We start from the raw sequence: 21033 nt of genomic DNA, 5'->3' as shown, positions 1-21033 counted from the left end.
CGACCTCAGGGCTGCGTCGACCAGGTCGACACGTCGAGGTCCCAGTCGTCGACCAGCCGGCGCACCTGCGGCCGGTAGAGCACCTCGAGGGAGGCGACGAGCCCCTCCGGCGGTGTCCAGGACGCCTTGCTGCTGGAACCGGACGGCCGGTCGACGTCTCGCAGCGGCACGGAGGCAACGCCGAGCCGCGACCAGACCGCGTCCACCGCGGCCTGCGGATCGGTGCGGACCGACTCGAAGACCATCACCTGCATCCGCTCGCGGCCGACGTGGTGGGCCCACATCTCCAGCTGGTCGGCATAGAAGCCGCTGAAGGTCTGCACCGTCATCGGCACCGGGTAGGGCCACGGCGACTTCGCCCGCGTCGCGGCCAGCCGCATTGCGGAGAGGAACCGCTCGACGGGGTCACGCAGCAGCACCAGCACCGGCACCTCCGGCCCGAGCAGGCGGGCCGCGGTCGCCGGCGCGGACGCGTGGCGCAGGTACTGCGGCGTCCAGTCGCCCCGTCGGATCCCGTCGTCGGGGAACAGGTCGAGGTACGCCGATGCGGGCTCGACGCCGTCGCCGACCTTGTGCAGGAGGTGTTGTTCCTTCTTGCCGTTCAGGCCCAGTCCGACCTGTGGGTGCTGCGTCAGCAGGTCGGTGAACCACGTCGTCCCGGACCGCTGAGCGCCGATCCCCAGCCACGCCGGTGTCGTCATGCGCGTCACCCTAACGCCATGGTTAGGTTCCACCCATGATCGATCCGACCTTCGCCGCGCTGCCCCACCGGAGTCTCGGTGAGGTCGCCCTGGCCCGAGCCGCAGAGCTCGGCGCCTCCCATGCCGACTTCCGCTTCGAGCGGGTCCGCTACCAGTACCTCGGTGCCCGCGACGGGGTGCTGCAGACAGCCAGCGACACGGAGGACGTCGGCTTCGCCGTACGCGTCATCCATCGCGGCGCGTGGGGCTTCGCCTCCGGGGTCGTGCTCACCGAGGCGGAGGCCCGACGGGTCGCGGAGACCGCCATCGCCGTCGCCGACGTGGCGGCCGCCATGACGACGACGCCGGTCCAGCTCGCGCCGGAGCCCGTGCACGACGACGTCACCTGGGTCTCGGCCTACGACCTCAACCCGCTCGACGTGCCGACCGCGGAGAAGGCGGCCGTCCTGACGGAGTGGACGACCCGACTGCGCAAGCACCCGAGCGTCTCGCACGCGACCGCCGACCTGCAGCAGGTCCAGGAGAACAAGTACTACGCCGACCTCGCCGGCACCCGCACCACCCAGCAGCGGGTGCGGTTGCAGCCCGGCTTCGAGGCGATGGGATCCGACGAGGCGTCCGGGGTGTTCGACTCGATGACCTCGATCGCTCCCCCGGTCGCGCGCGGCTGGGAATACCTCACCGACGGGCGCTACGACTGGGACGCCGAGCTGGCCGAGGTGCCAGACCTGCTCGCCGAGAAGCTGGCGGCTCCCAGCGTCGAGGCCGGCAGCTACGACCTCGTCATCCACCCCTCCAACCTGTGGCTGACCATCCACGAGTCGATCGGGCACGCCACCGAGCTCGACCGGGCGCTGGGCTACGAGGCCAACTACGCCGGCACGTCCTTCGCCACCTACGACAAGCTCGGCACCCTGCAGTACGGCTCGCCGATCATGAACGTCACCGGCGACCGGACCCAGCCGCACGGGCTCTCGACGGTCGGCTACGACGACGAGGGCGTGCAGACCCGTGAGTGGGACATCGTCAAGGACGGCGTGCTCGTCGGCTACCAGCTCGACCGCTCCATGGGGCACATGAAGCCGGAGCTCCACGAGGGGCGCTCCAACGGTTGTGCGTACGCCGACTCGCCGGGCCACATCCCGATCCAGCGGATGGCCAACGTGTCGCTGCAGGCAGCCCCCGACGGGCCCAGCACCGAGGAGCTGATCAGCCGCGTCGAGCGCGGGATCTACATCGTCGGCGACAAGTCGTGGTCGATCGACATGCAGCGGTTCAACTTCCAGTTCACCGGGCAGCGCTTCTTCAAGATCACCGACGGCCGGCTCGACGGACAGCTCCGCGACGTCGCCTACCAGGCGACCACGACCGATTTCTGGAGCTCGATGGAGGCCGTGGGCGGTCCCGAGACCTGGGTGCTCGGCGGTGCCTTCAACTGCGGCAAGGCCCAGCCGGGCCAGGTCGCTGCCGTCAGCCACGGCGCCCCCACCGCGTTGTTCCGCGGCGTCCGCATCCTCAACACGACCGACGAGGCAGGCCACTGATGAGCGCCACCACTCCGCAGCAGCTGGTCGAGCACGCCCTCGCCACGTCGACGGCCGACGACTGCATCGCGATCGCCTCCGACAGCAGCAGCGCCAACCTGCGCTGGGCCAACAACACCCTGACGACCAACGGAGTGATGGTCGCGGTCGAGGTGACGGTCATCTCGTTCGTGGCGACCGCCGGCGGCACCGCCACCGGCTCGGTCTCCGGCAGCGCGAGCACGCTCGAGCAGGTGACGACGCTGGTCGAGGCGGCCGACGCCGCGGCCCGTTCGGCCACCGCGGCCGAGGACGCTGCGGAGCTCGTCGCCGATCGCACGAGCCCCGACTGGGACGAGGCTCCCGAGCGCACCGGGATCGCCGTCTACGACGCGTTCGCGCCGGCCCTCGGTGAGGCGTTCCGCGCTGCGAGCGCGGAGGACCGCCTGCTCTACGGCTTCGTCAACCACGAGATGGTGACCACCTATCTCGGCTCCTCACGCGGGCTGAGGCTGCGGCACGTGCAGCCCACCGGTCACTACGCATGCACGGCCAAGGACCTCGGCCTGAGTCGCAGCGCCTGGGTCGGCGGGGCCACCCGCGACTTCCGTGACGTGGACGCCGCGGCGATGGCCGAGCAGGTGAAGCGACGTCTCGGTTGGGCGGAGCGGCAGATCGAGCTGCCGGCCGGTCGCTACGACACCATCCTGCCCCCGTCGTCGGTGGCCGACCTGATGATCGACGCCTACTGGGGTGCCGGGGCACGCGTCGCGCACGAGGGCGAGTCCGTCTACAGCCGTCAGGGCGGTGGCACCCGCATCGGGGAGCGGATCGTCAAGCAGGGCGTGCACCTCTTCTCCGACCCCGCTCTGGTCGGGCTCGAGAGTGCTCCCTTCAACGTCGCCGGGGCCTCCGACAACACCGAGTCGGTCTTCGACAACGGGCTGGCGCTGGCGCGCACCGACTGGATCGCCGACGGCACGCTGGCCGCCCTGCTCCAGACCCGGCACTCCGCCGCCATGACCGGTCAGCCGGTCACCCCGATGATCGACAACCTCGCTCTCGAGGTCGACGGCGGCGGGGGCACCGAGCAGGACCTGGTGGCCGGGATGGATCGGGGCCTGCTCGTGACGTGCCTGTGGTACATCCGCGAGGTCGACCCGCAGAGCATGCTGCTGACTGGCCTGACCCGCGACGGGGTCTACCTCGTCGAGGGCGGCGAGATCGTCGGCGCGGTCAACAACTTCCGCTGGAACGAGAGCCCGATCGACCTGCTCAACCGCTTCTCGCACGCCAGCGCGACGGTGCCGAGCTTCAGCCGGGAGTGGGGCGACGACTACTTCTCCCGCACGGCCACCCCCGCCCTGCGCATCCCCGACTTCAACATGTCGAGCGTCTCGCAGGCCCTGTAGACCCGCCGCGCGATCTTGCTCGTGTTGGTACTTCCCAAGGTGTGACATACGCCACTACGTTGTCACACGCTCGGGGGGCCACTTCACGAACAGGATCACGTCTTGTCCACTTCTCGAATCTCCAGGCGCGCCCTGGCGGTGCTCGGCTCACTCGCCGTCTCACTCTCCGCGCTCGCTGTCGTTCCGGCCCCGGCGCACGCCGACGGCCCGGGCGTCGGGACGCCCTACGTCGTCTCCGTCGGAGAGTCCTACATCTCCGGCGAGGCGGGCCGCTGGGCCGGCAACACCAACCAGGGCTCCTACAAGCACGATGCGCTGGGCTCCACGGCCTACTTCGACAACGAGGCCGGCACCGGTGAGACCTACCAGCGCTGCCACCGCAGCCGCTCCGCCGACATCCACATCGGCGGGGTGCTCAGCAAGAACCTCGCCTGCTCGGGCGCGAAGACGACGACGTACACCTCGGACGACGGCTACCTGAAACCCGGCATCGACTTCTTCGACAACGGCAGCGTGCGCGGCCAGGCCCTCGACCTCCAGAACTTCGCGAAGACGCACAACGTGACGATGGTCGAGGTCTCCATCGGCGGCAACGACTTCGGTTTCGGCGACACGATCGTTGCGTGCATGAGCAACTGGGCCACGTCGCCGTCCTGGTGGAAGAACTACTGCTACGACGACGCAGCTGTGCAGGCGCGTGTGTCCTCCTCGAGCGTCACCACGCGCCGCAACGAGATCGCCCAGGCGTTCGCCAACGTCCGCGCGGCCATGCGCAACGCGGGGTACGGCGACTCCAGCTGGACCCTGCTGGTCCGCAACTACATGTCCCCGCTCCCCCGCGGAGCCGGCATCCGCTACGCCGAGACCGGCTACACCCGCTACGACCTCGGCGGCTGCGGGATCTGGAACAAGGACGCCGACTGGGCCAACGACGTCTACTTGTCGACCATCAACAGCACCATCGACCAGGCGCGCGTGCAGAGCGGGCTGACCAACACCCGCACCCTCAACGTCGCGACCCTGTTCAACGGCAACCGGCTGTGCGAGACCGGCGTCGGCCTGCTGGAGGAGAAGGGGCTCGACACCTGGCGGAGCCCGGGCGCCGTCGACCAGACCGAGTGGGTCAACACCACCCGCGTCGGCACCACGTGCTGCGCCAACAGCCCCTACTACATCCAGGAGTCGTTCCACCCGAACTACTGGGGCCAGCTCGCCCTGCGCGGCTGCGTCCGGGCTGCCTGGAACGGCGGCGCCGTCCGCAGCGGCACCTGCGTGCAGGGCGCCTCGGGGCTGACCGCCAGCGGTGAGCCCAAGGTCGTCCTGCAGTAGCGACGACCCCGGTCCCCGGCGGTCAGGAAGGCCGACCGCCGGGGATCGGGGCGCCGGCCTCGTAGGGCTCACGGGTGAGGATGAACGTGCCGACGTCGAGGTGGGAGACCACGCCGTCGCTGCGGCGTACGACCCTCAGCTCCTCGCCCGCGTGGTAGCCGCGGCTGCCGACGATCCGGCCCTCCTGCGCGACGAACCGCCACTTCTCCACCTGGCCGCGCCGAGCGACGAGGTCACCGCCCTCGCAGGCGAACACGAAGGGTGTGGCGCCCCAGTGCCAGACACCGAGGGCGTCTGCGAGCTCGGCCGGCACCGTCTCGTTGGGGACCCAGGGCCGCGGCAGCGCCGGCTCCCACGCCTCGAGCTCCTCGAGCAGGGCGGCGCCGAAGCCCGCGACCGGCACGCCCGCGGTCCCGTTGACCAGGGCCACGACGCCCGTACGGCGATCGCGGTCGACGAGGCAGATCGCGTGGAACCCCGGCATCGACCCGCTGTGGCCCACGAGCGTGCCCGACCCGCCGCGGAAGATCTGGAAGCCGAGGCCGTGGGCGTAGGCCAGGCCGGCGTGCTCCTCCCCCGCCTGCGGCGTGAACGCCCGCGCCAGGGCCGCCGCACCGAGCACGTCGTCGTGCCCCTCGAGCAGGAACCGGCAGTAGGTCGCGAGGTCAGTGATGGTGCTCCACACCTGGCCGGCCGGCGCCATGGCGGCGGTGTCGGGCAGCGGCTCGGGGATCAGGGTCTGGGCATAGGGGTGCACCGACCAGCCCTCGGCGTGCACGCCGGAGGCCTGGTAGGAGGTGCGCTTCATCGCGAGCGGATCGAGGATGCGCTCCCGCACCGCCTCCCACCACGTCTGCTCGCGCAGCCGGGCCACGACCTCGCCCAGCAGGCCGTAGCCGAGGTTGGAGTAGTGGAACTGCCGGTCGGGGACGAACGCCGCAGCCGTCCCGTCGTTGGCGGCGGCGAGGTCGTCGAACGATCCGCCTTGCGAGCGCTCCCACCAGTCCCCGGCCGGCTCGGCCTGCAACCCGCCGGAGTGGGCCAGCAGCTGCCGGATGGTGCGGTCGGCATAGCCCACGTCGCCGAGCACCGAGGCTGCCGGTGCGTCCAGCGACAGCAGCCCCTCCTCGACCAGCTGGAGCACGAGCACGGCGGTGAGGGTCTTGGTGATCGAGCCGACCTTGTACTGCGTGTCGGTGATAGACCCCGGGACGTCGCCGACGCCGTCGGACCACACCAGGGCGCCGTCGCGCACGATGCCGGCGACGATCGACGGCACCTGCCCGTCCGCCTGGGCCGTGGCGAGGCGCCAGCGCAGGCGGTGGGCGGTGAGGTCGGTGACGGGCGCGCTCACTCCGCGAAGGCCTCGGGCGGCGGGCAGGCGCAGACCAGGTTGCGGTCGCCGTACGCCTGGTCGATGCGGGCGACCGGTGGCCAGTACTTGTCAGGATCGATGCCGGTCGGGAAGACACCGACCTCGCGCGAGTAGGAGCGGTCCCACTCGCCCACGAGAGCCCGAGCGGTGTGCGGAGCGTGCCGTAGCGGGGAGTCCTCCGGGGTCCACTCCCCCGCCTGCACGCGGTCGATCTCGCCCTTGATCGCGATCATCGCGTCGCAGAAGCGGTCGATCTCACCGAGGTCCTCGGACTCGGTCGGCTCGACCATCAGCGTGCCGGCGACCGGGAAGGACATCGTCGGGGCGTGGAAGCCGTAGTCGACGAGCCGCTTGGCCACGTCGTCGACGCTCACGCCGGAGTCCTTGGTCAGCCCGCGCACGTCGAGGATGCACTCGTGCGCGACCAGCCCGCCGTGGCCGCGGTAGAGCACCGGGAAGTGCTGCTGCAGCCGGTGGGCGATGTAGTTGGCCGACAGCACCGCGACCGCGGTCGCCCGGGTCAGGCCGGGGCCGCCCATGAGCCGGATGTAGGCCCACGAGATCGGCAGGATGCCGGCCGAGCCGTAGGGCGCGGCGCTGATCGGGCCGATGCCTTCGCGCTTCTCGGGCTCGGGGTGCATCGGGTGCGAGGGGAGGTACGGCGCCAGGTGGGCCCGCACCGCGACCGGCCCGACACCGGGGCCGCCGCCGCCGTGCGGGATGCAGAAGGTCTTGTGCAGGTTGAGGTGGGAGACGTCGCCGCCGAACTCACCGGGCTTGGCGAAGCCCAGCAGCGCGTTGAGGTTGGCGCCGTCGACGTACACCTGGCCGCCGTGCTGGTGCACGATCCGGCACAGCTCGGTGATGGAGTCCTCGTAGGCGCCGTGCGTCGACGGATAGGTGACCATGATCGCGGCCAGCGTGTCGGAGTGCTTCTCGCACTGGGCCTCGAGATCGGCCAGGTCGACCGAGCCGTCCTCCGCCCCCTTGACCACGACGACCTTCATGCCGGCCATCACCGCGGACGCCGCGTTGGTGCCGTGAGCCGACGACGGGATCAGGCAGACCGTTCGCTCGGTGTCGCCGTTGGCGAGGTGGAAGCCACGGATCGCGAGCAAACCCGCGAGCTCGCCCTGCGAGCCGGCATTGGGCTGGATCGAGACCCGGTCGTAGCCCGTCACCTCGGCCAGCCAGCCCTCGAGGTCGTCGACCAGCCTGCGGTAGCCGGCCGCGTCCTCGGCCGGCGCGAACGGGTGCAGGTCGGCGAAGCCCGGCAGGCTCACCGGCTCCATCTCCGTGGTGGCGTTGAGCTTCATCGTGCAGGACCCGAGCGGGATCATGCCGCGGTCGAGCGCGTAGTCGCGCGCCGAGAGACGCCGCAGGTAGCGCAGCATCTGGGTCTCGCTGTGGTGGCTACCGAAGACCTCGTGGGTGAGGTACGGCGTGTGGCGGGCCACCGGGGCCGGGATCGCACCCTCGGCGGACTGTCCGTCCTCCGTGACGCCGAAGGCCCGCAGGACGCTCGTCACGGTGGACTCGGTGGTGGTCTCCGAGGTGGACAGGGCGACGTGGTCGGCGTCCACGAGACGCAGGTGCAGGCCCAGGGCGCGGGCGGCGGCGACGACGTCAGCGGCGCGACCGGGGACGCTGGCGGTCAGGGTGTCGAAGAAGGTGTCGTTGACCAGCTCCACTCCCCCGGCCCGGAGCGCGGTCGCGATCCGACCGGCGTAGTCGTGGGCGCGCTGGGCGATGGCCTTCAGGCCCTCGGGGCCGTGGTAGACGGCATACATCGAGGCGACGACCGCCAGCAGCACCTGGGCGGTGCAGATGTTGGAGGTCGCCTTGTCCCGGCGGATGTGCTGCTCGCGGGTCTGCAGGGCCAAGCGGTAGGCCGGGCGTCCCTCGGCGTCCACCGAGACCCCGACGAGCCGACCCGGCAGGTGCCGCTCGAGGCCGCTGCTGACGGACATGAAGCCGGCGTGCGGACCGCCGTAGAACAACGGCACCCCGAAGCGCTGCGAGGACCCGACGACGACGTCGGCGCCCATCTCGCCCGGCGCCTCCAGCAGGGTGAGCGCGAGCAGGTCGGCCGCCACCACTGCGAGCGCGCCGCGCTCGTGGGCAGTCTCGATCAGGGGCCGCGGGTCGAGGATCCGGCCGCTGGCGCCGGGGTACTGCACCAGCAGGCCGCTCAGCTCACCGTCGGGCAGGCCGTCCGTGAGGTCGGCGACGACCACCTCGATGCCCATGGCGTCGGCGCGGGTGCGCACGACCTCGATGGTCTGCGGCAGCGCGTCGGCGTCGACGACGAACGGCCCGGCTGCCTTCTTGTTCCCCCGGCGCACGAGCGTCATCGCCTCGGCAGCGGCGGTGCCCTCGTCGAGCAGCGACGAGTTGGCCGTGGGCAGACCGGTCAGGTCGCCGATCACGGTCTGGAAGTTGATCAGCGCCTCGAGGCGGCCCTGCGAGATCTCGGGCTGGTACGGCGTGTAGGCGGTGTACCAGCTGGGGTCCTCCAGCACGTTGCGGCGGATCACGGGCGGCGTGATGGTCGCGTGGTAGCCGCAGCCGATCATTGCCTCGGCGGGCCGGTTCAGCGCGGCGAGCTGGCGCAGCTCCTTGGCTGCGGCCTCCTCGCTCACGGCCTCGGGTAGATCGAGGTCACCAGCGGCCCGGATGCCGCCTGGCACGGCCGCGAGCATCAACGACTCCAGCGAGTCGTGCCCCAGCGCGGCGAGCATCTTGTCGATGTCCTCGGGCCGCAGACCGATGTGGCGGTCGACGAAGGGTGAGTGCGGCGAGGACGGGTCCGTCATGGAGGCTCCCTGGTTGGCGGTCAGCAGGCGGCCTCCCCCTCTGTCAGTCCGGACGGACCTTCAGAGTTGCCTGCTCCGCGCGGTTCGGGTGCCTGAGAGGTTCCGGGGAGGAATTGCCCCTTCGGCGCAACGCACGCGACCACTCCTCCGAGAAGGACCGATCGCGCCGTCGACTCTCCCGCGTGGGATCGTCAGCGACCCCAGCCTACCGTGTCGCCCGGGTCAGGGCAGCGCCCGGCTCAGCCGATCTTGCGCGCGGCACGCCGCGCGGCGAGCTCGTCGCCCGCGACGTCGGTGACGTCCTCGGCCGCACGCTCGCTGGGCAGCTCGGCGAGCGTGCCCTCGATCTCGCGCCAGACGCCACCGATGGCGATGCCGAACACGCCCTGGCCGCCCTGGAGCAGGTCGATGACCTCGTCGTTGCTGGTGCACTCGTAGACGCTGGCGCCGTCGCTCATCAAGGTGACGCGCGTCAGGTCGTCGGTGCCGCGCTCGCGCAGGTGCTGCACGGCGGTGCGAATCTGCTGCAGCGAGATGCCGGCGTCGAGCAGCCGCTTGACGACCTTGAGGATCAAGATGTCGCGGAAGGAGTAGAGCCGCTGCGAACCCGACCCGGTGGCACCGCGGACGGTCGGCTCGACCAGTCCGGTGCGCGCCCAGTAGTCGAGCTGGCGGTAGGTGATGCCCGCGGCGTTGCACGCCGTCGGGCCGCGGTAGCCGGTGTCGCTGGGCAGCGGAGAGACGTCGTCCGCGAAGAGCAGGCCCTGCTCCTCGGCAGCCTCGGCGGCTCGCTCAGCAGCGATGTCCGCACGTGCGGCGGCCAGGCGGTCCTGGTCGTTCTCGTTCACAGCCACAGCGACCCTCCACGGTCCTACTCCGTTGGGCGTAACTCCGGGGGAAGGGGCTGCGGGGAAGAGCAACCACACAGGTGGAGTTACAACAGAGACATTTCAAGGTAGGCCGCGAAGGCGGCCCGGTCAATCATGGGTGCGGCGTGTCGCAACCCTCAACCTCAACCTGAGGGTGAGGGTCACTGCGCTTCGAAGTCCTCGGGTGAGACGTGGTCGAGGAACTCGCGGAAGGCCTCGACCTCGTCCTCCTGCTCGGCCGGCACGGCCAGGCCCGCCTCGTCGAGGACCTCCTCGGCACACACGATCCGGGTGCCCGTGCGCAGCGCCAGCGCGATCGAGTCCGAGGGTCGCGCACTGACCTCCTGGCCGTTGGCGAAGACCAGCTCGGCGTAGAACACCCCGTCACGGACGTCGGTGATGCGCACCTCGCTCAGCTCCTGGCCGGTGGCCTCCAGCACGTTCTTCATCAGGTCGTGGGTCAGCGGCCTTGGCGGGGTGACGCCCTGCTGGGCGAAGGCGATGGCCGTGGCCTCGACCGCGCCGATCCAGATCGGGAGATAGCGCTCTCCCCCGGCCTCGCGCAACAACACGATGGGCTGGTTGGAGGGCATCTCCACCCGGACTCCGATGACGTCTACTTCGCGCACACGTTCACCCTACTCCGCCTCGATCAGGGCACTCGGGCGCCGTCAGGAGCGACGCAGGCCGGACTTGACCAAGGTGGCGTGCAGGCGCACCGACAGGGCGGCGATCTCGCTCACGGCGTCCTCGATGCGCCCCTTCGCGGCGGCGTCGCGGCCACGCTGGAGCGGCGCCACGACCTGCTCGACCAGGCCGACCTCCCGGTCCGCGGCCGTCTTGAACGCGCGCAGGTGGCGCGGCTCGAAGCCGAAGTCGGCCAGCTCGCGGGCCGTCTGCGCCACGACGAGCGCGTCGGTGTCGTAGTGGCCGGTGCCGGCGCGCGGGGAGATCAGTCCGAACTGCTCCAGCTGGACCAGCAGCTCCTCGGAGATCTCGGCGATCTTGATCAGCTCACGACGCGAGAGGCGCACGTCGCTGGTGCTGCGGAAGGACTCCGGCGACGGGAGACCGTCCGGAGCCAGCGAGACCTTGGGCACCGTCGGCACCACGCCGTCGATGGCCGGCGGCTCGAGGCCGCGGTCGATCGCGTCGAGGTGCTCGCCGATCACCTTGTGCGGGAGGTAGTGGTCGCGCTGCATCCGCAGGATGTAGCGGAGCCGGTCGACGTCCTCGCCGCAGAACTTGCGGTAGCCCGACTGGGTGCGCTCGGGCTTGATCAGGCCCTGGTCCTCGAGGAACCGGATCTTGGAGATGGTCACACCCGGGAAGTCACTGCGCAGGTGGTCGAGGACCTGCCCGATGTTCATCCGCGCCCGAGACGCAGCGGCTTCTGCCATCGATCAGCCTGCGGCGCTGGTGAAGAAGACGAGCCGGTACTTGCCGATCTGGACCTCGTCACCGTCGGAGAGCTCGACGGAGTCGATGCGGTCCCGGTTGACGTAGGTGCCGTTGAGGCTGCCAACGTCACTGACGGTGAACGCGTTGCCGTTGCGGCGGAACTCCGCGTGGCGACGCGACACGGTCACGTCGTCGAGGAAGATCTCGCTGTCGGGGTGGCGTCCCGCACCGATCAGGTCGGCGTCGAGCAGGAAGCGGCTGCCGGCGCTCGGGCCGCGCTGCACGATCAGCAGGGCGTGCCCATCGGGCAGCGCGTCGACGGCTGCGGCGTCGACCGGGCTGAGCTTGCGGTCCGAGGTGTCGGTCGGCGTCGTGACCCCGAAGGTGATCGTCGCGGTGGCGTCGGTCGCCGGCACGGCGCCCTCCGGACCACCGGTGGCGGGCGCGTCGGCGTCGTCGGTCACCAGGCGCGTGCCGCACTGCGAGCAGAACCGCGCGTCGTCCGGGTTCTGCTTGCCACAGGCGGTGCAGAACGGCATGAAACCTCCTCGGTTGCCAGGTCCCCACGGTCGGATCACTGGCGCGAAACTCAACTCTGACTACTGATTCGAACCTATCAGCCGCACCATGCCCGGCGCGGCACGTCGAGGCGATCAGTCAGGTCGATCAGCCTTCGAGGCCGGCCTGGTAGGCCGCTGCGTCCATCAGGGCGTCGACGGCCCCGGCGTCGGTCGGGACGACCTCGAACAGCCAGCCAGCGGCGTACGGGTCGGTGTTCACGAGTTCGGGCGTCGCGTCGAGCGACTCGTTGCGGGCCACGACCTCACCGGTGAGCGGCGCATAGACGTCGCTGACGGACTTGGTCGACTCGAGCTCGCCGCACGTCTCGCCGCCGGTGACCTGCTCCCCGACCTCAGGGAGCGAGACATAGACGATGTCGCCGAGCGCGTCCTGGGCGAAGTGCGTGATGCCGATCCGAACCGATCCCTCGGCCTCGCCGGGGCTGCGCACCCACTCGTGCTCACTGGTGTACTTCAGGTCCTCGGGATACACGGTGACTCCTTCTCCTCGGCTCGGTTGTGCGGAAGGCTACTGGCCCGGGTCCGCTTCGGCATTCACGGGGCGCTCCGGATCGCGGATGCTCTCGATGTCGAGCGACTCGAGCTCGGTGACCTCCACTGACGCGCCGTCGAACTCGAGCTGCTCGATGGGCCCGTTCTCGAAGGTCATCGCGCTGCGCAGCGCGTGCGGGTCGCCGATCACGTCGATGACGTAGGGCGGCTCGAGGAGGTTGCCGTCGAGCTCGATGCCACCGACGACCGTGTTGAACGAGCTCTGCGCGGCCAGCCGGTGGGTGTCGTTGAACTCCATCGCCTCGGCGTCGGCCGTGCGCATCTCCTGGACCAGGTCGAGCAGGGAGGTGAGCGTGGGCCGGCCGGTGTCCTCCTCGATCCGGATCCGGATGCCCGGACCGGTCACGGGGACGAGCCCGGCGATGATGTTGAGCGTCTCCACCCGCTCTTCGGTGGCCGCGAGCGCAGCCTTGCGACTGGTCGACTCGGACTGGAGCTGGTCACGGGTGTTCTCGAGCCGGTCGACCTCGCGACGTGCACGCTCGGCGGTGCCGGTCAGGGCATCGAGGATCTCGATGAGGTCCTGCTCGCGCAGGCCGGCGTAGGTGTTGTCCTGCTCGTTGTTGTTGACCTGCACCACGGCCGAGAAGCCGAGCACGGCCAGCAGGACGCCGACGATCGCCTGGGCGCGGGTGGGTCGGCGCATCGTGGCCAGCAGCCGGTCACGCCCGGTCTCGGGCGGCGCGTCGTCCGGACGCGGATCGCTCGAGCCAGTGGGCCTCAGCTCGCGGCCCGGCGGGTCGTCGGCAGGCAGCTCGTCGGGGATCTCGTCAGGCATGGAACAGGTGGCGGCGAATGGCCGCGGCGTTGGAGAAGATCCGGATCCCGAGCACCACCACGACACCGGTCGTGAGCTGTCCACCGACCCCGAGCTTGTCGCCGAGGAAGACGATCGCGGCCGCGATCACGACGTTGCTGACGAACGAGACGACGAACACCTTGTCGTCGAAGATGCCGTCGAGGAAGGCGCGCAGTCCGCCGAACACGGCGTCCAGGGCAGCGACGACCGCGATCGGGAGATAGGGCTCGAGCACCAGCGGCACGTCAGGGGCGAAGACGAGCCCGGCCAGGATGCCGAGCAACAGTCCGAGGGCGGCGATCACGGGGTGGCTCCTTCCTCGTCGAGGCGTCGGTCGTCGGTGGTCGAGGGCTCGCGCGCCTGCCGCAGGGGCCGCAGGGTTGCGGCGGGCAGCCGGAGCTCATCGACATTCTGCGGCACGTAGGAAAATCCGAGGGTACTGACCCGGGTGAACCACTCCAGTCCGGCGCTGGACTCGAGCAGGCGCGCCTGCAGGGTGCCGGGATCGCCGATGGCTTCGACGACGTAGGGCGAGGTCAGCGGGCGTCCGTTGATGTGGATGGCACGGCTGGTGTTGCGGATGCCGCCCAGGGCGACGATGCGCTCACCGTCGACGGCGATCGCCTCGGCGCCGGCGGTCAGCAGCCCGTTGACGAGGAGTGCGAGGTCCTCGTCGCGGAGCTCGTCGTTGGGGACGGCGGCGGGCGCGCTGTCGATGTTGATCCGCACGCCCGGCCCGCGGACCGGGACGTAGCCGGTTCGGACCTCGAGGCGCTGACGGCGGCTGGCCAGGGTGGCGGCCTCCGCGCCCAGCTCCGCGTTGGTGTCGTCGAGCGCGAGGGTCTCGTCGGTGAGCGTGCGGATCTGCGCCTGGAGGTCGCCCACCTCGGCCCGACCGGACTCGATCTGCCTGATCAGCGCAGCGCGGCTGAGCTCCTGCACCTCCGAGTCGCGGGAGGTCTGGACGGTCACGATCGTGGCCAGCGCGCCGAAGGTGGCCACGACCAGCGCCGTGCTCCACACCCGCGACCGCGGACGCTGCGGCTCGGCGGTGACGGCGCGGCGGGCAGCGACGTGGGCGTAGTCCTCGTCGAGCGAGCGCTCGGTGATCAGCGTCAGCAACGGGGTCGTGACGTGGTGCGGCAGCGGCGCCGGCCGACCACGTGTCTCGGTGAGGTCGGGCACGATCAGGCCTCGGGCTGTGCCGGCGACCGGGGTCGGCGCGGGGTGACGCGCAGCAGCTTGCGGACCTGCCAGGCGTAGAGCACACCGGCCCACCAGTAGAGGCCGATGCCCCAGAAGGCGAAGGCCCACCCGAAGACCTGCGCCATCGTCGGCAGGACGCCGGTGCCCTCCCCCAGCAGCAGCAACGGGAAGGCGTAGAGCAGGTTGAAGGTGGCGGCCTTGCCCAGGAAGTGCACCGGCAGGGCGCTGTAGCCGCGGGTGCGCAGCAGCGGCACCAGTCCCCACAGGAGCAGGTCGCGCAGCGGCAGGATGATCGCCACCCACCACGGGATGATGTCGCGCAGCGCGAGGCCGATCACGACCGCGAGGATGTAGAGCCGGTCGGCCACCGGGTCGAGGATCTCGCCGAGGCTGGAGAACTGGTCGAGCCGGCGGGCGAGATAGCCGTCGAGGAAGTCGGTGACGCCCGAGATCATGAGGACGGCGAGGGCCCAGCCGTCGGCTTCCGGCCCCAGCACCAGCCACAGGAAGAGCGGGACGCCCGCCAGCCGCAGCATGCTGAGGATGTTGGGGATCGTCCACACGCGCGAGAGCCCGGTTGTCTGTCCGGTCTGCTCCTGCACTGAATCGCCTGCCATCGGGGTTGCCGTCTGTGGACGTGGGTGTCGCTGCGACCTCACCTTATCCAGCCTCGCCCGTGCTTCCGGCCCACTCGTGGTGCGAGCCGTCGCGGATCTCTCCGACGAGCTCCTCGAGCACGTCCTCCAGCGTGACCAGTCCGAGGACCGTCCCCTCCCGCGTGACGACCCGCGCCATGTGGGCACCGCGACGCTGGAGGTTCTCCAGCGCTTCGTGCAGCACGTCGTCGGGCCCCACCGTGGCCAGCGGGCGCACCCACTTGTCGTCGATGGGGCGTTGCCGGCGCGTCTCGTCGCTCTCGAGCACGTCCTTGATGTGGAGGTAGCCCTGGAAGGTGCCGTCGGCGGTGGTGACCGGGAACCGGCTGAAGCCCGTCGCCGCGCAGAGCGCCTCGACGTCGGCCGGCGTGGAACCGGTCAGCACGGTGCTGAGTCCCTCGACCGGCATCAGCACCGCCGTGACCATCTTCTCGGTGAAGCCGAGCGCTCCCGAGAGCCGGTCGTACTCGTCGGCCGCGATCATCCCCTCGCCGCGCGACTCCTCCACCAGCGCTGCCACTTCCTCGCGGGTGTAGCTCGAGCTGACCTCGTCCTTCGGCTCGATCCCGAGCAGCCGCAGGATGCCGTTGGCGGTGAGGTTGAGGAGGCTGATGAAGGGGCGCAGCAGGGTCACGATCACCATCATCGGCGGGCTGAGCACCAGCGCGGCGCGATCAGGTCCGGCCAGGGCGATGTTCTTGGGCACCATCTCGCCGAGCACGACGTGCAGGTAGACCACGATGGACATCGCGATCACGAAGGACACCGGGTGCAGCGCGGCGTCCGGCACGTGCAGGGCGTGCAGGACGGGTTCGAGGAGGTGGGCGACTGCCGGCTCGCCGACGGCACCGAGGCCGAGCGAGCAGACCGTGATGCCGAGCTGCGCGCCGGCCATCACCAGGGAGACGTGCTCCATGGCCCGCAGCGCAGTGCGTGCGGACCGCGAGCCCTCCTGGGCGCGCGGCTCGATCTGGCTGCGGCGTGCGGACAGCAGCGCGAACTCGGCGCCCACGAAGAACGCGTTGAAGGCCAGCAGCACGACTGCGAGCAGGACTCCCCCGAAGTCACCCATGCGACTCCTCCCCCGTCACCAGTCGCAGCTCGATGCGGTCGACCCGCAGGCCGTCCATCCGCTCGACGGTCAAGGTGGCCAGGTGTTGGCCGGGTTCGTCCGGATCGGTCCTGTCCGGTACGGCGACCTCGACCCGGTCACCGGCGGTCGGGATCTTCCCGAGCTCGCGCATGACGAGCCCGCCGATGGTGTCGTAGTCCTCGTGGTCGGGCAGCTCGACACCAGTGGCGTCCTCGACCTCGTCGGGGCGCAGCAGCCCGGAGAGGCTCCAGCTGCCGTCTCGGCGCTGGCGGGCGCGCGCGCCGAGCCGGTCGTGCTCGTCGGAGATGTCGCCGACGATCTCCTCGACGACGTCCTCGAGCGTGACGACGCCGGCGTGACCGCCGTACTCGTCCAGGACGATCGCCATCTGGAAGCCGTCACCGCGCAGCAGGGACAGCAGCGGGTCGAGCCGCAGGCTGTCGGGCACGACGGTGGGCTTGACCATGATGTGTCGCACCCGCGTGGTCGAGCGCTCGTGCATCGGCAGCGCGACGGCGTGCTTGACGTGGACGGTGCCGACGACGGCGTCCTCGGCGTCGAGGACCGGGAAGCGGGACAGCCCGGTCTGCCGGGTCAGCTCGATCACGGCAGATGCCCGGTCGGTCTCGTCGACGGTGGTGGTGCGCACGCGCGGCGTCATGATCTCGCCGGCGGTGCGGGTGCCGAACTCGACGCTGCGCTCCATCAGCTCGGCCGTCTCGGCGTCCAGGGTGCCCTGGTCGGCGGAGCGCTGCACCAGCGAGGCCAGCTCCTCGGAGCTGCGCGCCGAGCGGAGCTCCTCCTGGGGCTCGATGCCCAAGCGGCGTACGAGTGCGTTGGCGGAGCCGTTGAGCACCCGGATAGGCCCCTTGTTCAGCGCCGTGAAGCCGCGCATGAACCGCTGGGTGTTGCGCGCGGTCTCCAGGGGCATGGCAAGGGCGACGTTCTTGGGGACCATCTCACCGAAGAGCATCGTGAGCACGGTGCCGAGGGTCAGGCCGATGGCGAGCGCGATCGGCGAGACCCAGTCGGCGGGGACACCGGCCGCTTCGAGCGGCGTGTCGACGAGCTGCGCGATCGCCGGCTCGGCCAGGAACCCGACCGCGAGGTTGGTGACCGTGATCCCCACCTGGGCACCCGACAGCTGGGTCGACAGGGTGCGGAGCGCGCGCTGCACGCCCTCTGCTCCCGCATCGCCTGCGGCGGCCGCCCGGTCGACGCTTCCGCGGTCGACGGTGACGAAGGAGAACTCAGCAGCGACGAAGAGCCCACAGATGGCGATCAGCGCCAGCGAGGCGAGCAGAAGTAGCCACGGGGTCACACTTCAGCGTAAGCGAGGACAGGTGAGCAGGCCCCAGTCGGGGCGCTCCCTGCGCTTTGGGTCAGGCGCTCCTCACCCCCTACGCTGTGCCCTTCGGTCGGGGATATCCAAGGGACGCAATGCAGGTGTGGGCACGCAGCGGGACAACCGCTCTGATCGTCCTGCTCCTCGCGGCTTCCGGGGTGACACTGGCAGACGAGGCCACGACGCTGCCCAGCGCCGTACAGGCCGCCGCCGGGTCACCTGCCGCCACGAGCGCCGACGGTCCGGACCGCCCCAACATCGTCTTCGTGATGACCGACGACATGCGTGAGGACGAGCTGCGGTGGATGCCGCACACCCGTGAGCTGCTGGCCGAGCGCGGGATGGACTTCACCGACGCGATCTCCCCTCACCCCCTGTGCTGCCCGGCCCGCGCCCAGCTGGTCACGGGGCAGTACGGCCAGAACAACGGCGTGCAGCACAACGCCGGTCCGTTCGGCGGCTTCCAGGCCCTGGACCCCGCGCACGAGATCAGCTCGTGGTTCAAGCAGGGTGGCTACCAGACCGGCTTCGTCGGCAAGTTCCTCAACGGCTACTCCGCCCGCGACGTCCGCCCCTCGGGCTGGGACCGCTGGGACGCGCTGAGCGCTGGGGTCTACGACTACTTCGACTTCGCGTTCGACAACGACGGCGACCCGCAGTCCTACCGCGACAGCTATGTCACCGACGTCATCGCCGAGCGCACCAACGACACGGTGCGCGAGTTCGCCGAGGAGGACCAGCCCTTCCTCGTCTACTCCTGGCACCTCGCCCCGCACTACCGGCTCAACAACAGCGGGAAGCCCGTGCCGCCGCCGGCGGCGCCCCGGGACAAGGGGCGCTTCGACCGGGCCGTGCCGCCCTCCTTGACCTCCCCCGCCTTCAACGAGCGCAACGTGCTCGACCAGCCCCGGACGTTCCGCTCCCGGCGCCTCGCCGATCCCGGGGTCGTCACGACCGAGCACCGGGCCCGGCTGCGGGCCCTGCAGTCGGTCGACCGCGCGGTCGAGTCGCTGGTCGAGACGCTGCGCAGCGTCGGCGAGCTCAACGACACCGTCATCGTCTTCTCCTCCGACAACGGCTACTCCCTCGGCGAGCACCGCTTCGTCGGCAAGAACGTGCTGACCGACGAGACGCTGCAGGTGCCGCTGCTCGTCCGAGGTCCCGGCGTCGGTGCCGGCACCACCTCCGACCTGCCCGTCACGCTGGTGGACCTGCCCGCCACCTTCACGTCGCTGTCAGCGGTGCAGCCCGGCTGGCTCCTGGACGGCGTCTCCTTCGTCCCGACCCTGCAGGGCATGGACCAGCCCTTCCGGGACACGACGCTGGTCCAGACCGGTGACGACGGTGGCGACGGCTGGGCCTACCGCGGCGTGCGCACCTCGCGCTACCTCTACGGCGTCAACGGCTCCGACGGCTTCCTCTACGACGACCTGCGCGATCCCGACCAGCTGGTCAACCGGTTCGACGACCCGGGCTATGCGGCGATCCGGGCGCTGCTGGAGCAGCGCCGGCTGCAGCTGCTGAGCTGTCGGGGCTGGACCTGCAACGACACCTTCGGCGTGCTGCCCGACCCGCTCTGAGCGGTGCCCTCGCCGAGGGCGACCTGATGCACGACTCCCGCGTGCGCTGCGGTATGGTTTCGCTCGCTCACCGCGTCGGCTCGCCGATCGCGAACTGGGCGTTCGGGCTGTAGCGCAGCTTGGTAGCGCACCTGACTGGGGGTCAGGGGGTCGCAGGTTCAAATCCTGTCAGCCCGACCGAAGAAATTGCAGGTCAGAGGCCGTTTCCGCGAATCGCGGGGGCGGCCTCTTCCTCGTTCTCACCCCCTTGTGCGTGCAGTGTGTGTGCAGCGACCCCTTGTGGAGTGCGCCGCGGGGGCACGAGGGCGCCATGTCGGCAGGGCCGAGCTCTCGCGTGGTCGTCATCCCCTACCTGCAGAAGCCGTGCACGGTCAGCCCGTGGTTGGCGCCGTCGAAGATCTGGTCGAGGGCCTTCCCGACCATCCGCTCCCCCGCATACCGGACCTCACCACCGACTGTGACGACGACGCGCCTCGGGAACTGGCCGGCCATGTCCGCCGGCGCCTCACCCGACCAGCAGTCGTAGGCAACGACCAGGGCCTCAGCGGTCGGATGCTGGGCCTCAGCGACCACCTCACGCTGCTCCTGACCGAAGTACAGCCCACTGTCGATCGCCACAACCGACACAGCGAGGCCGAGGGTCGCGCCCACGAGGAAGGGAACGCGGAAGGCAACAGAGCGGGACATGTGTGGCGTGGGGGCCTGCGCGACGGGGCGCGGCTTGGTGTCGCGGCGTCGGATCAGGGAACGAAGCATCGGGTACTCCCCCGCAAGGGTTGTGCGTGCAGCTGTGTGTGCACACGGCTGGTCATGGGCACAACGGGTGGCCATGACCTATCGGAGTACCAACGACGACGGACACCTCAGCGCTACGTGGTCACCACGTAGAACGGGCGATCACGATCGTGGTTCTTGGGCCCGGCAGGCTCGGTCCCGGCGTCAGCTCCCGGTGCCGACGACCGAGAGGAAGATGGGGGGCTCGCCGCCTCCGTGGCACGCCACGCTGGCGCCGGAGACGTAGGACGCCAGGTCCGAGCCGAGGAACAGGGCAACGTGGCCGACCTCCTCGGGTCGGGCCATCCGGCCGAGCGGGATGGTGCGCTCGATCGCGGCGACGGAGTCGTCGCTGCCGTAGTGCTCCCCGGTCAGCTCGGTGCGGCACAGGCCGACGTTGATGGCGTTGACGCGCACCTTGGGGGCCCACTCCATCGCCAACGACCGGGTCAGTGAGTCGAGGCCGGCCTTGGCGGCGCCGTACACCGCAGTGCCGGGCGACGGGCGCAGGGCGCTGATGGAGGAGATGTTGACGATCGCGCCGCCGTGCTCCTGGCGCTGCATGACTGCGTTGGCCGCCTGCATCGCCACCAGCGGGCCCGTGAGGTTGAGACCCAGGACCTTGTCGTGGAAGCGCGGCGAGGCGTCGGCCGCCAGGGCGTACGGCGCACCGCCGGCGTTGTTCACCAGGACGTCGAGTCGTCCGTGCTCGGCGACCACGGCGTCGACGCTCGCGTGCACCGACTCGGGGTCGCGCACGTCGCACTGCACGTGGGACGTCCCGGGCTCGAGCACCTCCACGGCGGAGCGGGCGAGGGTCACGACGTGCGCGCCGGCCGCGACGTAGGCGCGGGTGATGCCGAGCCCGATGCCGCGGGAGCCGCCGGTGACGAGCACGACGCGGCCCGAGAGGTCGATCGACACGGTCATGGAGAGCCTTCCACCTTCGAGTTCCGCAGCAGCGGCTGAACCAAGCAAGTGCTAGGCTACCAAGCAAGTGCTTGGTTTGTCATTCGGAAGG

20 protein-coding genes, 1 tRNA gene and 1 riboswitch are annotated in these 21033 nt (G+C 70.5%); of the genes, 5 read left to right on the top strand and 16 right to left on the bottom strand.

The window, feature by feature from the left end:
- Positions 1 to 5 precede the first annotated feature (5 nt).
- Complete coding sequence (locus tag C9J87_RS16055; RefSeq protein ID WP_107706032.1) at positions 6 to 701, bottom strand: sulfotransferase domain-containing protein; 696 nt, start codon at positions 699 to 701, stop codon at positions 6 to 8.
- Between the two features lie 35 nt (positions 702 to 736).
- Here C9J87_RS16055 and C9J87_RS16050 point away from each other — a divergent pair, with 35 nt between their 5' ends.
- The 3 genes from C9J87_RS16050 (at position 737) to C9J87_RS16040 (ending at position 4965) form a co-directional block, all read left to right on the top strand.
- Positions 737 to 2245, top strand: coding sequence for a TldD/PmbA family protein (locus C9J87_RS16050; RefSeq protein WP_107706031.1), 1509 nt, complete (start codon positions 737 to 739; stop codon positions 2243 to 2245).
- The gene (locus tag C9J87_RS16045) at positions 2245 to 3636 is read left to right on the top strand and encodes a metallopeptidase TldD-related protein (RefSeq protein WP_107706030.1); all 1392 of its coding nucleotides are present in this window, start codon (positions 2245 to 2247) and stop codon (positions 3634 to 3636) included. The genes C9J87_RS16050 and C9J87_RS16045 overlap by 1 nt, the downstream gene beginning before the upstream one ends.
- Before the next feature lie 102 nt (positions 3637 to 3738).
- Positions 3739 to 4965, top strand: coding sequence for an SGNH/GDSL hydrolase family protein (locus C9J87_RS16040; RefSeq protein WP_232820084.1), 1227 nt, complete (start codon positions 3739 to 3741; stop codon positions 4963 to 4965).
- A gap of 22 nt (positions 4966 to 4987) precedes the next feature.
- Here C9J87_RS16040 and C9J87_RS16035 read toward each other — a convergent pair whose 3' ends face one another.
- The 13 genes from C9J87_RS16035 to C9J87_RS15975 form a co-directional block, all read right to left on the bottom strand.
- Positions 4988 to 6319, bottom strand: a complete 1332-nt coding sequence (locus C9J87_RS16035; RefSeq protein ID WP_010832931.1) for a serine hydrolase domain-containing protein — start codon at positions 6317 to 6319, stop codon at positions 4988 to 4990.
- Positions 6316 to 9156: an aminomethyl-transferring glycine dehydrogenase gene (gene gcvP, locus C9J87_RS16030; protein ID WP_010832932.1), complete on the bottom strand. Its 2841-nt coding sequence runs from the start codon at positions 9154 to 9156 to the stop codon at positions 6316 to 6318. Before gcvP ends, C9J87_RS16035 begins: the two co-directional genes overlap by 4 nt.
- Positions 9157 to 9226: 70 nt before the next feature.
- A riboswitch (glycine riboswitch) is annotated at positions 9227 to 9347 on the bottom strand.
- A 48-nt stretch (positions 9348 to 9395) separates the two neighbouring features.
- On the bottom strand, positions 9396 to 9980 hold the full coding sequence (locus tag C9J87_RS16025) for a MerR family transcriptional regulator (protein ID WP_051204440.1): 585 nt from the start codon (positions 9978 to 9980) through the stop codon (positions 9396 to 9398).
- Positions 9981 to 10186: 206 nt separating this feature from the next.
- The gene (locus C9J87_RS16020) at positions 10187 to 10654 is read right to left on the bottom strand and encodes a bifunctional nuclease family protein (RefSeq protein ID WP_010832934.1); all 468 of its coding nucleotides are present in this window, start codon (positions 10652 to 10654) and stop codon (positions 10187 to 10189) included.
- Between the two features lie 42 nt (positions 10655 to 10696).
- Entirely contained in the window at positions 10697 to 11425 is a 729-nt protein-coding gene (gene ftsR / locus C9J87_RS16015; RefSeq protein WP_010832935.1) for a transcriptional regulator FtsR, read from the bottom strand.
- A gap of 3 nt (positions 11426 to 11428) precedes the next feature.
- Positions 11429 to 11965, bottom strand: coding sequence for an FHA domain-containing protein (locus C9J87_RS16010; RefSeq protein WP_036490683.1), 537 nt, complete (start codon positions 11963 to 11965; stop codon positions 11429 to 11431).
- Positions 11966 to 12092: 127 nt separating this feature from the next.
- Complete coding sequence (gene gcvH / locus C9J87_RS16005; RefSeq protein ID WP_010832937.1) at positions 12093 to 12479, bottom strand: glycine cleavage system protein GcvH; 387 nt, start codon at positions 12477 to 12479, stop codon at positions 12093 to 12095.
- 36 nt (positions 12480 to 12515) lie between these two features.
- Positions 12516 to 13337, bottom strand: a complete 822-nt coding sequence (locus C9J87_RS16000; protein WP_010832938.1) for a DUF881 domain-containing protein — start codon at positions 13335 to 13337, stop codon at positions 12516 to 12518.
- Complete coding sequence (locus C9J87_RS15995) at positions 13330 to 13662, bottom strand: small basic family protein (protein ID WP_010832939.1); 333 nt, start codon at positions 13660 to 13662, stop codon at positions 13330 to 13332. The genes C9J87_RS16000 and C9J87_RS15995 overlap by 8 nt, the downstream gene beginning before the upstream one ends.
- Positions 13659 to 14543, bottom strand: coding sequence for a DUF881 domain-containing protein (locus tag C9J87_RS15990; RefSeq protein WP_010832940.1), 885 nt, complete (start codon positions 14541 to 14543; stop codon positions 13659 to 13661). Before C9J87_RS15990 ends, C9J87_RS15995 begins: the two co-directional genes overlap by 4 nt.
- Positions 14544 to 14545: 2 nt before the next feature.
- Complete coding sequence (locus C9J87_RS15985) at positions 14546 to 15181, bottom strand: CDP-alcohol phosphatidyltransferase family protein (RefSeq protein ID WP_010832941.1); 636 nt, start codon at positions 15179 to 15181, stop codon at positions 14546 to 14548.
- A gap of 43 nt (positions 15182 to 15224) precedes the next feature.
- On the bottom strand, positions 15225 to 16292 hold the full coding sequence (locus tag C9J87_RS15980; RefSeq protein WP_010832942.1) for a hemolysin family protein: 1068 nt from the start codon (positions 16290 to 16292) through the stop codon (positions 15225 to 15227).
- On the bottom strand, positions 16285 to 17634 hold the full coding sequence (locus C9J87_RS15975; RefSeq protein WP_010832943.1) for a hemolysin family protein: 1350 nt from the start codon (positions 17632 to 17634) through the stop codon (positions 16285 to 16287). Before C9J87_RS15975 ends, C9J87_RS15980 begins: the two co-directional genes overlap by 8 nt.
- A 182-nt stretch (positions 17635 to 17816) precedes the next feature.
- Between C9J87_RS15975 and C9J87_RS15970 the strand changes: the two genes are divergently transcribed.
- A complete protein-coding gene (locus tag C9J87_RS15970; RefSeq protein ID WP_157953230.1) occupies positions 17817 to 19238 on the top strand; it encodes a sulfatase family protein in 1422 nt (473 codons plus the stop codon).
- 103 nt (positions 19239 to 19341) lie between these two features.
- A tRNA-Pro gene (locus C9J87_RS15965) sits at positions 19342 to 19415 on the top strand.
- A 171-nt stretch (positions 19416 to 19586) separates the two neighbouring features.
- On the opposite strand, the gene C9J87_RS15960 is transcribed toward C9J87_RS15965, so the two are convergent.
- Both C9J87_RS15960 and C9J87_RS15955 read right to left on the bottom strand, forming a co-directional pair.
- Positions 19587 to 19994: a hypothetical protein gene (locus C9J87_RS15960; protein WP_036490684.1), complete on the bottom strand. Its 408-nt coding sequence runs from the start codon at positions 19992 to 19994 to the stop codon at positions 19587 to 19589.
- A 183-nt stretch (positions 19995 to 20177) separates the two neighbouring features.
- Complete coding sequence (locus C9J87_RS15955; protein ID WP_107706028.1) at positions 20178 to 20942, bottom strand: SDR family oxidoreductase; 765 nt, start codon at positions 20940 to 20942, stop codon at positions 20178 to 20180.
- Between the last annotated feature and the right edge of the window lie 91 nt (positions 20943 to 21033).

The organism is Nocardioides allogilvus (assembly GCF_003047285.1).
GTDB classification, from domain to species: Bacteria; Actinomycetota; Actinomycetes; order Propionibacteriales; family Nocardioidaceae; genus Nocardioides; species Nocardioides allogilvus.
Note: the sequence above shows the minus strand (reverse complement) of the source record. Positions and strands in the feature narration are given on the sequence as shown.

Coding starts and splice junctions, on each gene's coding strand:
- C9J87_RS16055 (WP_107706032.1), bottom strand. CDS start 701: ATGACGACACCGGCGTGGCTGGGGATCGGCGCTCAGCGGTCCGGGACG.
- C9J87_RS16050 (WP_107706031.1), top strand. CDS start 737: ATGATCGATCCGACCTTCGCCGCGCTGCCCCACCGGAGTCTCGGTGAG.
- C9J87_RS16045 (WP_107706030.1), top strand. CDS start 2,245: ATGAGCGCCACCACTCCGCAGCAGCTGGTCGAGCACGCCCTCGCCACG.
- gcvP (WP_010832932.1), bottom strand. CDS start 9,156: ATGACGGACCCGTCCTCGCCGCACTCACCCTTCGTCGACCGCCACATC.
- ftsR (WP_010832935.1), bottom strand. CDS start 11,425: ATGGCAGAAGCCGCTGCGTCTCGGGCGCGGATGAACATCGGGCAGGTC.
- C9J87_RS16010 (WP_036490683.1), bottom strand. CDS start 11,965: ATGCCGTTCTGCACCGCCTGTGGCAAGCAGAACCCGGACGACGCGCGG.
- C9J87_RS16000 (WP_010832938.1), bottom strand. CDS start 13,337: ATGCCTGACGAGATCCCCGACGAGCTGCCTGCCGACGACCCGCCGGGC.
- C9J87_RS15985 (WP_010832941.1), bottom strand. CDS start 15,181: ATGGCAGGCGATTCAGTGCAGGAGCAGACCGGACAGACAACCGGGCTC.
- C9J87_RS15980 (WP_010832942.1), bottom strand. CDS start 16,292: ATGGGTGACTTCGGGGGAGTCCTGCTCGCAGTCGTGCTGCTGGCCTTC.
- C9J87_RS15960 (WP_036490684.1), bottom strand. CDS start 19,994: ATGCTTCGTTCCCTGATCCGACGCCGCGACACCAAGCCGCGCCCCGTC.
- C9J87_RS15955 (WP_107706028.1), bottom strand. CDS start 20,942: ATGACCGTGTCGATCGACCTCTCGGGCCGCGTCGTGCTCGTCACCGGC.